This window comes from Pigmentiphaga sp. H8, from assembly GCF_003854895.1.
Taxonomy (GTDB): domain Bacteria; phylum Pseudomonadota; class Gammaproteobacteria; order Burkholderiales; family Burkholderiaceae_B; genus Pigmentiphaga.
On the sequence record NZ_CP033966.1, the window covers coordinates 1,670,695 to 1,682,435 of the forward strand.

Genomic DNA, 11,741 nt, shown 5'->3' on the forward strand with positions numbered 1-11,741 from the left:
GCCATGAAGCAAGTCACCGCCATCATCAAACCGTTCAAGCTCGACGAGGTCCGCGAAGCGCTGGCCCAGGTCGGCGTCAATGGTCTGACCGTGACGGAAGTCAAGGGCTTCGGCCGCCAGAAGGGGCATACCGAACTCTATCGCGGCGCCGAATACGTGGTGGACTTCCTGCCCAAGATCCGCATCGAGCTGGTGATCGCCGACGAACTGGTCGACCAGGCCGTGGAGGCCATCATCCGCGTGGCGCGCACGGGCAAGATCGGCGACGGCAAGATCTTCGTCACGCCCGTCGAGCAGGTCATCCGCATCCGCACCGGCGAGACCGGCGAAGCCGCGGTCTGACCGGCCGGGCGGCAGTCGCCGCCCGCCGGCGTTCGCCATATATTTCTCACAAGAATAAAGAAATGATGAATATATGGTTTGATGACATATGTGGATTTGTTACGTTTACGTCTTTCGCATCCACATAGTCAGAAGAAGGACGCCGTTTCATGTTCAAGAAGATCATCGTGCTCGCGGCCACGTCGGCCGCGCTGCTCACGGCAGTGACGGGGACGGCGCAAGCCCAGGACAAGCCGCTGCTGAACGCCTCGTACGACGTTGCCCGCGAGGTGTTCGCCGCGGTCAATCCCAAGTTCCAGGCGTACTGGAAGGCCAAGAACGGCCACGACGTCAAGATCGACCAGTCGTTCGCCGGCACCTCGCGTCAGGCGCAGGACATCATCCAGGGCAAGAAGGTCGACGTCGTGACCTTCAACCAGGTTCCCGACGTCGACATCCTGGCCCAGCGCGGATTGCTGCGCAAGGACTGGCAGAAGGCCTTTCCGAACAACAGTTCGCCGTACTACAGCACCATCGCCTTTCTGGTGCGCAAGGGCAATCCCAAGAACGTCAAGAACTGGGACGACCTGGCGCGCGATGACGTGAAGCTGGTGTTCCCCAACCCCAAGACCTCGGGCAACGCGCGCTACACCTACCTGGGCGCCTGGCTGTACGCCAACGAGAAGTTCGGCGGCGACCAGGAGAAGATCAAGCAGTTCGTCGGCAAGGTCCTGCACAACGTCGTCAACTTCCCCACCGGCGGGCGCGGCGCGACCGTGGCGTTCGCGCAGAACGGTCAGGGCGACGTGCTGCTGACCTTCGAGTCGGAAGTGATCAACATCGCCAAGGGCGAGGAATTCAAGGCGGGCGGCTATGAAGTCGTGGTGCCGCCGGTGTCCGTGCTGGCCGAGTTCCCCGTGGCCGTGGTGGACAAGGTCGTGGACGAGAAGGGCACCCGCCAGCTCGCCACCGAATACCTGAACTACCAGTACACCCGCGAGATCCAGCTGCTGCTGACCACCTTCAACTACCGGGTCAACCACCCCGACGTCGCCAAGGTCGTGGCCGACCGCTACGCCAAGGTGCGCCTGATCGATCCGACCAAGGTGCTGGGTCCCTGGAGCGACATCACCAAGAACCATTTCGGTTCCAACGGGGTGCTGGACCAGTTGCTGGCCAAGCGCTGATCATGGCGGCACCGGCGGCCGGGCCGGTGCCGTACAATCCTTCCCGGCAAGGCGCGGCCACCCCGCAGGGGGGCCGCGCTTCTTCGCTTCCGCCCCCGATCCCGCCGCCTACGCCGTGAATCCGTCCTTCCGCTTTTTCCGCCGTCCGCCGGTCCTGCCCGGCTTCGTGCCGAGTTTCGGCTTCTCGGTGCTGTTCCTGAGCCTGGTCATCCTGGTGCCCTTGTCGGCCCTGCTGCTGTACGTCGGCGACATGACCTGGGCCCAGTACTGGCGTGCCATCTCCGATCCCCGCGTGGTACAGAGCTACAAGATCACGGTGTCGGGGGCGTTCTACTCGACCGTCATCGTCTCCGGCGTGGGTTTCGTGCTGGCCTGGATCATCTCCCGCTACGATTTTCCCGGCCGGCGGCTGATCGACGCGCTGGTCGACCTGCCGTTCGCCCTGCCCACGGCGGTGGCCGGCATCACGCTGTCGGCGCTGTTCGTGCCCAACGGCTGGCTCGGGCGCTGGTTCGAGCCGCTGGGTATCAAGATTTCCTATGCCTACCCAGGGCTGGTGGTGGCCATGATCTTCACCAGCCTGCCGTTCATCGTGCGCTCGCTCCAGCCCGTGCTGGAAGACCTCGAGCCCGAGTTCGAGGAAGCCGCTTCCACGCTGGGCGCCACGCGCTGGCAGACATTCTGGCGCGTGCTGCTGCCCAGCCTGGTGCCGGCGCTGATCTCCGGCGCTTCGCAGGCCTTCATCCGCAGCCTGGGCGAGTTCGGCGCGGTCATCATGATCGCCGGCAACATCCCGTTCCAGACCGAGATCACGTCGCTGATGATTTTCGTGCGCCTGCAGGAGTTCGACTATCCCGCCGCGGCCGCCATCGCCTCGGTGGTGCTGATCGCCTCGCTGCTGCTGCTGTTCCTGCTACAAGTCGTCCAGGGACGACTACTTCGCCGTACTTGACACGACTGCCATGACCAACAAACGGCCCACTCTCGTCCATCAATGGTTGCTGATCGCGCTGGGCGTCGTGCTGACGCTGCTGATCCTGGTCGTGCCGCTGGCGCTGATCTTCTCGCAGGCGCTGTCGGGCGGCTGGAGCCTGCTGGCCCAGAACCTGGACGAAGACTTCATGAAGCACGCGATCGGCCTGACCGTGCTGACCACGCTGGCGACGGTGCCGATCAACCTGGTGTTCGGCATCCTGCTGGCCTGGTGCGTGACCCACTACGACTTCTTCGGCCGGCGGCTGCTGACCACGCTGGTCGACATTCCCTACGCGACTTCGCCCGTGGTGGCGGGCCTGTGCTATCTGGTCGTCTACGGGCTGGAAAGCACGCTGGGCAAGTGGCTGTACAGCCACGACATCCAGCTGATGTTCGCCTGGCCCGGCATCATCATGGTGACGGTGTTCGTGACCTCGCCCTACGTGGCCCGTATCCTGATCCCGCTGATGCAGGCCCAGGGCGCCGACGAGGAAATCGCGGCCCTGTCGCTGGGCGCGTCCGGCTGGCAGATCTTCCGGCGCGTGACCCTGCCCAACATCAAGTGGGCGCTGCTGTACGGCATCGTCATCACCAATGCCCGGGCGGTGGGCGAGTTCGGCGCGGTGTCGGTGGTGTCCGGCACCATCATGAACCAGACCCTGACGCTGCCGCTGCTGGTGGAGCAGCTCAACAACGACTACAAGACCGCCGCCGCCTTCACGGCCGCGGCGCTGCTGGCCTGCATGGCCATGCTGACGCTGTTGCTCAAGACCATCATGGAATGGCGCCAGAAGCGCCGCGACGACGCACCGGCGCATTTCTCGCCCGAGGCAATGCCCAAGCGTTGAAAACCTTCGGGGTCAGGCCGGCCGGTCCGGGCCCCGCAGCAGCACCAGCACCACGCCCGAACCGCCATCGTTGGCCCGGGCCTCGACGAAGGCCAGCACTTCTTCCTTCTGCACCAGCCAGCGCCGCACCTTTTCCTTCAGGATGGGCGTGCGGTTCTTCGACCCCAGCCCCTTGCCGTGGATGATGCGCACGCAGCGCATCTCCTGCTTCACGCAGGCGCGCAGGAATTCCCCCAGCGCCTCGCGAGCCTCGTCGACCCGGTGGCCGTGCAGGTCGAGCTGGGCCTGCACCGTCCACTGGCCGCGCCGCAGCTTGCGCACGATGTCCTGTCCCAGGCCGGTGCGGCGGTAGGACAGCGTGTCGTCGGTATCGATCAGCCAGTCGGCGCCGTAGTCGTCGGAAATGGATTCCCGCAGCACCTCGGAGTCGTCTTCCCAGCGTTTGTAGGGAAGGGGGGCGGGCGCGACCGGCGAGGGATCGACCCTGCCCGTGTCCTTCAGCGGCACCACCCCGCCCACCAGCGCCCGAAATTCGACCGCCGCCCGCCGGGCTTCCTCGGCCCTCTGCCGAGCTTCCCGCTCAGCGGCCTCCGCCGCCAGCCGCCGCTCCTGCAATTCCCGCTGCAACGCCTTCAGACCTGAGAGGCCGCTACCGCTACTGGATTTGCCCATTTCAGCCCCCTTTTTACTGCCCCATCGTCCGCCAGCCGATGTTTACTCCAGGATGCCGCGGATCCGGCTCCGCCGGTCCGCTGGCATCGCCCCCTGGGGGGCGCGCGTAAGCGCGTAGGGGGGGTTATACAGCTTCGCCATCCAGCCAGCGCTGGGCGTCCAGGGCCGCCATGCAGCCAGTGCCGGCGCTGGTGATGGCCTGGCGGTACACGTGGTCCTGCACGTCGCCGGCGGCGAACACGCCGGGGACCGAGGTCATCGTGGCCAGCCCGTTCAGGCCGCTGCGGGTGATGATGTAGTCGTCCTTCATTTCCACCTGGCCCTTGAAGATGCCGGTGTTGGGCTGGTGGCCGATGGCGATGAACACGCCGGTGACGGCGATGTCCTCGGTCTGGCCGGTCTGGTTGTCGCGCAGGCGCGCCCCGGTCACGCCCGAATCGTCGCCCAGCACCTCCTGCAGCTCGTTGAAGAGCTTCAGGATCACGCGGCCTTCCTGGACCTTCTCGTTGAGCTTGTCGACCATGATGGGCTCGGCGCGGAACTTGTCGCGGCGGTGGATCAGGGTGACGGTGCGGCAGATGTTGGCCAGGTACAACGCCTCTTCCACGGCCGTGTTGCCGCCGCCGACCACGGCGACGTCCTGGTTCTTGTAGAAGAACCCGTCGCAGGTCGCGCAGCCCGAGACGCCGCGGCCCTTGTAGTTCTCTTCCGACGGCAGGCCCAGGTACTTGGCCGAGGCGCCGGTGGCGATGACCAGCGCGTCGCAGGTATAGGTGCCCGAGTCGCCCTCCAGCTTGAACGGCCGCTGGTCCAGGTGCGCGGTATGGATGTGGTCGAAGACGATGTCGGTGTTGAAGCGCTCGGCATGCTGCTGGAAGCGCTGCATCAGTTCCGGCCCCTGGACGCCATTGACGTCGGCGGGCCAGTTGTCCACCTCGGTCGTCGTCATCAGCTGGCCACCCTGTTCGACACCGGTGATCAGCATGGGCGAGAGGTTGGCCCGGGCGGCGTAGACGGCGGCGGTATACCCGGCCGGCCCCGACCCGAGGACGAGGACTTTGGCGTGTTTGTCTTGGCTCATGATCTCAACAATTTCCTGGCGCCGAGCGCCCGATTTGCAACCGTCATCATAGGTGATCCCGCCCCGGCGCGTTTTCAACCCCGGAGCCTGCCGGGGGCGGGGCGAACGGAATTGTATATTTCTATGGCTGCGATAGCGCCCGGGGAGCTTGACCGGGCGCCTGCCACTTATAATCAGCCCATGGCACGTACCGCTACCGCGGGGAATACCCGCAATTCGCAGAACACCGGCAATTCGACCGGTGCCTTGCCCGGCCGCCTGTCCCGCCTGTTCCGCGAGGCGCGCTGGATCCTGTTCGCCGCCCTGGCGGTCTATCTGACCCTGGTGCTGGCTACCTACAACTCGGGCGATCCGGGGTGGTCGCACGCCGTGCAGATCGACCATGTCCACAACAGCGGGGGCCGTTTCGGCGCCTGGCTGGCGGATCTCATCCTGTTCCTGATCGGCGCCTCGGCCTGGTGGTTCGTCGTGCTGTTGTTGCAGCGAGTCTACGCCAGCTACCTGCGCCTGGCCCACCAGTTCCTGCGCGGCGGCTCCGAATCCGACGTGCCCCAGCGGGTGCGCTGGGAGCAGGGCCTGGGATTTTGCGCCCTGATGACCGGCTCGGTCGGGCTCGAGGCGCTGCGCCTGCGGTCCTTCGGCGAATCCTTGCCGCACGGCAGCGGCGGCATGATAGGCGAGAGCATCGCCAAGTACGCCTCGTCCTCGTTCGGCTATACCGGCGCGACCCTGCTGCTGCTGGTCCTGTTCGCCATCGGCGCCAGCCTGTTCTTCGGCTTCTCGTGGCTGGTGGTGGCCGAGAAGATCGGCTCCTGGCTGGAGCTGGGGCTGCGCGGCGTCAGGAACTCCTGGCAGGCCCGCGAAGACCGCAAGGTGGGAGAGGTGGCCGTGCAGGCCCGCGCCGAGGTCGTGGTCGCCAAGCAGGAAAAACTGGTCCACGAGCAGCCGGTGCGCATCGAGCCGGCGGTTACCGTGGTACCCAAGTCCGAGCGCGTCGAGAAGGAAAAGCAGCAGGCTCTGTTCGCCGAGATCACCGACAGCCAGTTGCCGCCGCTCAGCCTGCTCGATCCGCCGCCGCCGGCCCAGGAAACCGTTTCCACCGAGACCCTGGAGTTCACCTCGCGCCTGATCGAGAAGAAGCTGGCCGACTTCGGCGTCCAGGTCTCCGTCGTTACCGCGCAGGCCGGCCCGGTCATCACCCGCTACGAGATCGAGCCGGCGGTGGGCGTCAAGGGCAGCCAGATCGTCAACCTGGCCAAGGACCTGGCGCGGGCGCTGAGCCTGGTCAGCATCCGGGTGGTCGAGACCATCCCCGGCAAGAACCTGATGGGCCTGGAACTGCCCAACCTGCGGCGCCAGACCGTCAAGCTGTCCGAGATCCTGGGCTCGCAAACCTACCACGGCAGCTCGTCGGTGCTGACCATGGCGCTGGGCAAGGACATCGCCGGCAAGCCGGTGGTGGCCGACCTGGCCAAGATGCCCCACCTGCTGGTGGCCGGCACGACCGGTTCGGGCAAGTCGGTGGGGATCAACGCCATGATCCTGTCGCTGCTGTACAAGGCCGACCCCAGCCAGGTGCGCCTGATCCTGATCGATCCGAAGATGCTCGAAATGAGCGTCTACGAAGGCATCCCGCACCTCCTGGCGCCGGTCGTGACCGACATGCGCCAGGCCGCCAACGCGCTGAACTGGTGCGTGGCCGAGATGGACAAGCGCTACCGGCTGATGAGCAAGATGGGCGTGCGCAACCTGGCCGGCTACAACACCAAGATCCACGACGCCATCAAGCGCGAGGAGCCCATCCCCAATCCGTTCTCGCTCACGCCCGATTCGCCCGAGCCGCTCCAGCCGCTGCCCATGGTGGTGGTGGTGATCGACGAGCTGGCCGACCTGATGATGGTGGTGGGCAAGAAGATCGAGGAACTGATCGCCCGCCTGGCGCAGAAGGCCCGCGCCGCCGGCATCCACCTGATCCTGGCCACCCAGCGGCCCAGCGTGGACGTGATCACCGGCCTGATCAAGGCCAACATTCCGACCCGGATCTCGTTCCAGGTCTCGTCCAAGATCGATTCGCGCACCATCCTCGACCAGATGGGCGCCGAGGCGCTGCTGGGCCAGGGCGACATGCTGTACATGCCGCCGGGCTCGGGCCTGCCCACCCGCGTCCATGGCGCGTTCGTGACCGACGACGAAGTGCACCGGGTGGTCGAGCAGTTGAAGTCGCAGGGCGAGCCCAACTACGAGGAAAGCATCCTGGAAGGCTCCATCGAGGGCGAGACCGGCGATGGCCTGGGCAGCGTGACCGGCATGGGCGACGCGGAATCCGACCCCATGTACGACCAGGCGGTGGAAGTGGTGCTCAAGCACCGCCGCGCCTCGATATCGCTGGTGCAGCGCCACCTGCGCATCGGTTACAACCGTGCCGCCCGCTTACTCGAACAGATGGAGCGTTCGGGTATGGTTTCCGCCATGCAGTCCAACGGCAACCGGGAAATCCTCGCCCCCGCCAGCCAGGACGAATGACCGGTCCTGCCGCGCTGCGCTACGGAGAGTCCCCTATGACGTTTGTTTCCAAGACCACCGCCTTCCTGGCCCGCGCCGCTGCCGGCGCCGGCCTGGCCGCGGCCCTGGCCCTGCCGGGCGCCGCGCTGGCGGGCGCCATCGACCAGTTGCATGCCTTCGCAAGCAAGACCCAGTCCGCGCGCGGCAGCTTCTCGCAGGTCACGCGCGGATCCTCGGGGCAGGCGGCGCCGGCGCAGTCCGGCAGCTTCTCGTTCCAGCGCCCCGGGCGCTTCCGCTGGGAAGTGGCCAAGCCGTACGAACAACTGATTGTCTCGGATGGCAAGCAGTTGTTTCAGTACGACCCCGACCTGAGCCAGGTCACCGTTCGCGACGTGGGCCAGGCCATCGGTTCCTCGCCGGCGCAGATCCTGTTCGGATCGGGCTCGCTGGAGCAATCCTTCAACGTGGCCGAGCAGCCCGAGCGCGACGGCCTGCAGTGGCTGCGCGCCACGCCCAAGACCCCGGACGCGGGCTTCTCGCGCGTGGACATCGCCTTCAAGGACGGCCTGCCGGCCCGCCTGGAGCTGCTGGACGCCTTCGGCCAGACCACCGCCATCACCTTCAGCGGCATCGCCCGCAATCCGCAACTGCCGCAGGACAGCTTCCACTTCACGGCGCCCGCCGGCGTGGACGTGGTGCGCATGGGCGGACAGGCGCCTGCCGGCGGCCGCTGACCGGCGTTTTTTTCATCCATGTCCGACCTGTTCCCCGACGATACGCCCCCGGCCGCCAAGGTGCCCGACGCCGCCGCGCCGCTGGCCGAGCGGCTGCGGCCGCGCACGCTGGACGAGGTGGTCGGGCAGAGCCATCTGTTGGGACCGGGCAAGCCGCTGCGCGTGGCCTTCCAGTCGGGGCGGCCGCATTCGATGATCTTCTGGGGGCCGCCGGGCGTGGGCAAGACCACGCTGGCGCGGCTCATGGCCAACTCCTTCGATGCCCAGTTCATCGCGATGTCGGCCGTGCTGGGCGGGGTCAAGGACATCCGCGACGCGGTGGTCGCCGCCCAGGCCGCGCAGTTGAAGGGGCGCCGCACCATTCTTTTCGTCGATGAAGTGCACCGCTTCAACAAGGCCCAGCAGGACGCCTTCCTGCCCTATGTGGAAAGCGGCCTGTTCACCTTCATTGGCGCCACCACCGAGAACCCGTCCTTCGAGGTGAACTCCGCCCTGTTGTCGCGGGCGCGGGTCTACGTGCTGCAATCGCTCACCGCCGATGAATTGCGGCTGCTGATCGCCAAGGCCATCGCCATGCTGGGCGACATCGAGTTCGACGAAGCCTCGCAGGCGCAACTGGCGGCCTGGGCCGACGGTGATGCCCGCCGGGTCATCAACGCGGTCGAGGTGGTGGCCGATTCGGCGCGCGGGGCAGGGCGCACGCAGGTCGACGCCGAATGGCTGGAGACCGCGCTGTCGCAGAACCTGCGCCGCTTCGACAAGGGCGGCGACGCCTTCTACGACCAGATCAGCGCCCTGCACAAGGCCGTGCGCGGCTCGGATCCGGATGGGTCGCTGTACTGGTTCTGCCGCATGCTGGACGGCGGCGCGGACCCGCGCTATCTCTCGCGCCGGCTGATCCGCATGGCGGTCGAGGACATCGGCCTGGCCGATCCGCGCGCGCTGGACATCGCCACGGCGGGGGCGGACGTATACGAGCGCCTGGGGTCGCCCGAGGGCGAGCTGGCGCTGGCGCAGGCGGTGGTCTACCTGGCCTGCGCCGCCAAGTCCAACGCCGTCTACAACGCCTACAACATGGCCCGGCGCTTCGCCGCCGACAACGGCAGCGCGCCCGTGCCCATGCACCTGCGCAACGCACCCACCAAGCTGCTCAAGCAATTGGGGCACGGCAAGCAGTATCGCTACGCGCACGACGAACCGCATGCCTATGCGGCCGGCGTCGATTACTTTCCGGACGGCGTGCGCGCGAAGTTCTACCAGCCCACCGACCGGGGGTTGGAAGCCAAGATCGGCCAGAAGCTCGCCTTCCTGCGCGAGTTGGACAAGGACGCGAAGAAGGGCTAGGCTGCCGCCCCGCAGGCGAAATGCGGCCGTAGCGACGGCGGCATGCCCCGCACCCGGCGCCGGTACTCCGACGGTGTCCAGCCCGTGTTGCTTTTCATGAAGCGCGTGAAGTGGGGCGGGGCGCTGAAGCCCAGATCGTAGGTGATCTCGAAGATGCTTTTCGCTTCGCCGGCCAGCAGCGCGAAGGCGGCGTCCAGGCGCCGCATGTTGTAGTAGGCGCGGGGCGTCATCCGCGTCGCGCGCCGGAACAGGGTGTAGAAGTAGCGCTCGGACACGCCATAGGTGTCCGCGCCGCGCCGGAACGCGGCGAAGTCCTCCAGGTCGCGCAACTGGCCGGCTCGGGCGTCGCGGCCCACGCGTTCTTCCAGGCTGTCGGCCTGGAATGCCACGTTGCGGGAGGCGTCGCGCGTCCGTTTCTCCAGCGAACGGACCACGGCCGCCTGGTACAGCGTCCGGACGCCCTGCGACACCGTTCGTGGGTCGGGGCCGGCGCGGAACAGTTCCGCCACCAGTTGCATGGCGTCGGTGCGCAGCGGACCGGGCAAGGTGATCATGTCGACCGGATCGTCGTCCCCGGCATGGCCGACGGGCCCGGCGCTGTCGTTCAACAGCGGCGAGGCCTTGATCAGGATGGATCCGACCTGTCCCGGATGCCGCGCGCGTCCCGGCGCGGGCGGGATGGCATAGGTCTGCCGGGGATGGATGACCAGCGCGCGGAACTGGTCCAGGCGGTGCAAGCCGCCGTTCAGGCGGACCGGCAGCGGTTCCTGGTGCATGTTCACCAGCACCTGCACGCAGTCGCGGGCGTGGTCCGCCAGCTCGACGCCCGACGCCATGACCGAGACCCGGCCGTAGTCCCCGCCGCAATAGCAAAGGTGGGGCGAATCGTGGGCGTCAGTTGGGATCGACAATATTCTTCTCCTTCGCCACCTTCGACCAAAGCGTCTTCTCTGTCTGCACGACCTGTTCGAGGCTGGCCCGCCGCGTGTCCGGGACCTCGGCGCCCCACGAGGCGACGAGCTTGCGCACGTCGTCGTTGCCCGCGGCGGCGGTGATCTGCGAGGACAGCGCATCCAGTATATCGGCGGGCAGGCCGGCCGGACCGAACAGTGCGATCCAGGACGAGATGGCGGGCACGCCGCGCAGCTTCTTCTCGGTCAGCGTCGGTACCGCGGGCAGCTCCGGGCTGCGCGCCGCGGTGCTGACCGCCAGCGCGTCCAGCTTGCCGATCTTGATCTGCGGCAGCGCCGTCACCAGCGAGATGATGGCGATGTCCACGTCGCCCGCCAGCAGGGCCTGCAACTGGCGCGCGCCCGAGGCGTAGGGAATGTGGACCATGTCGATGCCGGCCGAGGTCTTGATCATCTCGCCCAGGAAATGCATGCCCGAGCCCACGCCGGGCGACGCATAGTTGAGCTTCTTCCGGCTGTTGCGGGCGCCTTCCAGGAACTTGTCGAAATCGGCGTAGGCGCCCGCGCGTGCGACGATGACGTACGGCGTGGCGACCAGTTGCGCGATGGGCTGCAGGTCGGCCCCCGGATCGACGTTGCCCGGGCGCAGCGCCCACGAGGTCGTGACCGAGGTGCCCGTGGCCAGCAGCGTGTAGCCGTCACGGGCGGCGTTCTTCACGTGCCGGGCCGCCACTTCGCCGCCCGCGCCCTGCTGGATCTCGACCACGACGGGCTGCTTCAGGCGTTCCGACAGTTCCTTGGCGAACAGGCGCGTGGAGTTGGCGGGGAAGCCGTCGCTCCAGGCCATCACCACCTTGATGGGGCGGTTGGGATAGGGCTGGGCGGCGGCCGGCTGGGGCAGCCATAGCGCAAGCAGGGCGGCGGCCACCCAGGCGTGGGGGCGGGTCGGGAGAAGGCGGAGCGGCACCACTTGTCGTTGTCTCCTGGCGGTTGTTCGATGGGGGCCGTATGGGGCGGTTTCATTCTAGGAGCGGCCGCCGCGGCGGGCTTACCCTGGACTGAACAGGTGGGCAGCATTTACCCCCATTCGCGTCCGGCCCCGCTGTTCAGCGGGCGGTAACGCCCCGGGCCGGGCGCTCGCCAACAATGCTCGGGCCGTTTCCAAC

General features: G+C 67.1%; 11 protein-coding genes. 7 read left to right on the plus strand and 4 right to left on the minus strand.

Annotation, left to right across the window (positions count from 1 at the left end):
* The first annotated feature begins 3 nt into the window (after positions 1–3).
* The 4 genes from EGT29_RS07890 (at position 4) to cysW (ending at position 3,331) form a co-directional block, all read left to right on the plus strand.
* On the plus strand, positions 4–342 hold the full coding sequence (locus EGT29_RS07890; RefSeq protein WP_124688498.1) for a P-II family nitrogen regulator: 339 nt from the start codon (positions 4–6) through the stop codon (positions 340–342).
* Between the two features lie 149 nt (positions 343–491).
* Positions 492–1,508 (plus strand): thiosulfate ABC transporter substrate-binding protein CysP, encoded by a 1,017-nt coding sequence (cysP, locus tag EGT29_RS07895; RefSeq protein ID WP_124688499.1) that lies wholly within the window; start codon positions 492–494, stop codon positions 1,506–1,508.
* 115 nt (positions 1,509–1,623) lie between these two features.
* The gene (gene cysT, locus EGT29_RS07900; protein WP_124688500.1) at positions 1,624–2,460 is read left to right on the plus strand and encodes a sulfate ABC transporter permease subunit CysT; all 837 of its coding nucleotides are present in this window, start codon (positions 1,624–1,626) and stop codon (positions 2,458–2,460) included.
* Positions 2,461–2,470: 10 nt separating this feature from the next.
* Entirely contained in the window at positions 2,471–3,331 is an 861-nt protein-coding gene (gene cysW, locus EGT29_RS07905; protein ID WP_124688501.1) for a sulfate ABC transporter permease subunit CysW, read from the plus strand.
* A gap of 12 nt (positions 3,332–3,343) precedes the next feature.
* On the opposite strand, the gene EGT29_RS07910 is transcribed toward cysW, so the two are convergent.
* A complete protein-coding gene (locus EGT29_RS07910; RefSeq protein WP_124688502.1) occupies positions 3,344–4,003 on the minus strand; it encodes a Smr/MutS family protein in 660 nt (219 codons plus the stop codon).
* A 124-nt stretch (positions 4,004–4,127) separates the two neighbouring features.
* Entirely contained in the window at positions 4,128–5,084 is a 957-nt protein-coding gene (trxB, locus tag EGT29_RS07915; protein WP_124688503.1) for a thioredoxin-disulfide reductase, read from the minus strand.
* Between the two features lie 180 nt (positions 5,085–5,264).
* Here trxB and EGT29_RS07920 point away from each other — a divergent pair, with 180 nt between their 5' ends.
* Genes EGT29_RS07920 through EGT29_RS07930 form a run of 3 tightly spaced genes read left to right on the plus strand, consistent with a single transcriptional unit; the run spans position 5,265 to position 9,664 of the window.
* Positions 5,265–7,607, plus strand: a complete 2,343-nt coding sequence (locus EGT29_RS07920; protein ID WP_124688504.1) for a DNA translocase FtsK — start codon at positions 5,265–5,267, stop codon at positions 7,605–7,607.
* Between the two features lie 35 nt (positions 7,608–7,642).
* Positions 7,643–8,320 carry an outer membrane lipoprotein chaperone LolA gene (gene lolA / locus EGT29_RS07925; protein WP_124688505.1) on the plus strand — a complete coding sequence of 226 codons (678 nt, stop codon included), beginning with the start codon at positions 7,643–7,645 and terminating at the stop codon, positions 8,318–8,320.
* 18 nt (positions 8,321–8,338) lie between these two features.
* A complete protein-coding gene (locus tag EGT29_RS07930) occupies positions 8,339–9,664 on the plus strand; it encodes a replication-associated recombination protein A (RefSeq protein WP_124688506.1) in 1,326 nt (441 codons plus the stop codon).
* On the opposite strand, the gene EGT29_RS07935 is transcribed toward EGT29_RS07930, so the two are convergent.
* Together EGT29_RS07935 and EGT29_RS07940 are read right to left on the minus strand one after the other, a co-directional pair.
* Positions 9,661–10,575, minus strand: a complete 915-nt coding sequence (locus tag EGT29_RS07935) for a helix-turn-helix transcriptional regulator (RefSeq protein WP_124688507.1) — start codon at positions 10,573–10,575, stop codon at positions 9,661–9,663. The two genes, EGT29_RS07930 and EGT29_RS07935, sit on opposite strands and share 4 nt — an antisense overlap.
* The gene (locus EGT29_RS07940) at positions 10,559–11,542 is read right to left on the minus strand and encodes a tripartite tricarboxylate transporter substrate binding protein (protein ID WP_124688508.1); all 984 of its coding nucleotides are present in this window, start codon (positions 11,540–11,542) and stop codon (positions 10,559–10,561) included. Before EGT29_RS07940 ends, EGT29_RS07935 begins: the two co-directional genes overlap by 17 nt.
* Positions 11,543–11,741 lie beyond the last annotated feature (199 nt).

What these genes read in the sequence shown, in the direction of transcription:
- EGT29_RS07890 (WP_124688498.1), top strand. Translation starts at nt 4, where the DNA reads ATGAAGCAAGTCACCGCCATCATCAAACCGTTCAAGCTCGACGAGGTC.
- cysP (WP_124688499.1), top strand. Translation starts at nt 492, where the DNA reads ATGTTCAAGAAGATCATCGTGCTCGCGGCCACGTCGGCCGCGCTGCTC.
- cysW (WP_124688501.1), top strand. Translation starts at nt 2,471, where the DNA reads ATGACCAACAAACGGCCCACTCTCGTCCATCAATGGTTGCTGATCGCG.
- EGT29_RS07910 (WP_124688502.1), bottom strand. Translation starts at nt 4,003, where the DNA reads ATGGGCAAATCCAGTAGCGGTAGCGGCCTCTCAGGTCTGAAGGCGTTG.
- trxB (WP_124688503.1), bottom strand. Translation starts at nt 5,084, where the DNA reads ATGAGCCAAGACAAACACGCCAAAGTCCTCGTCCTCGGGTCGGGGCCG.
- EGT29_RS07920 (WP_124688504.1), top strand. Translation starts at nt 5,265, where the DNA reads ATGGCACGTACCGCTACCGCGGGGAATACCCGCAATTCGCAGAACACC.
- lolA (WP_124688505.1), top strand. Translation starts at nt 7,643, where the DNA reads ATGACGTTTGTTTCCAAGACCACCGCCTTCCTGGCCCGCGCCGCTGCC.
- EGT29_RS07930 (WP_124688506.1), top strand. Translation starts at nt 8,339, where the DNA reads ATGTCCGACCTGTTCCCCGACGATACGCCCCCGGCCGCCAAGGTGCCC.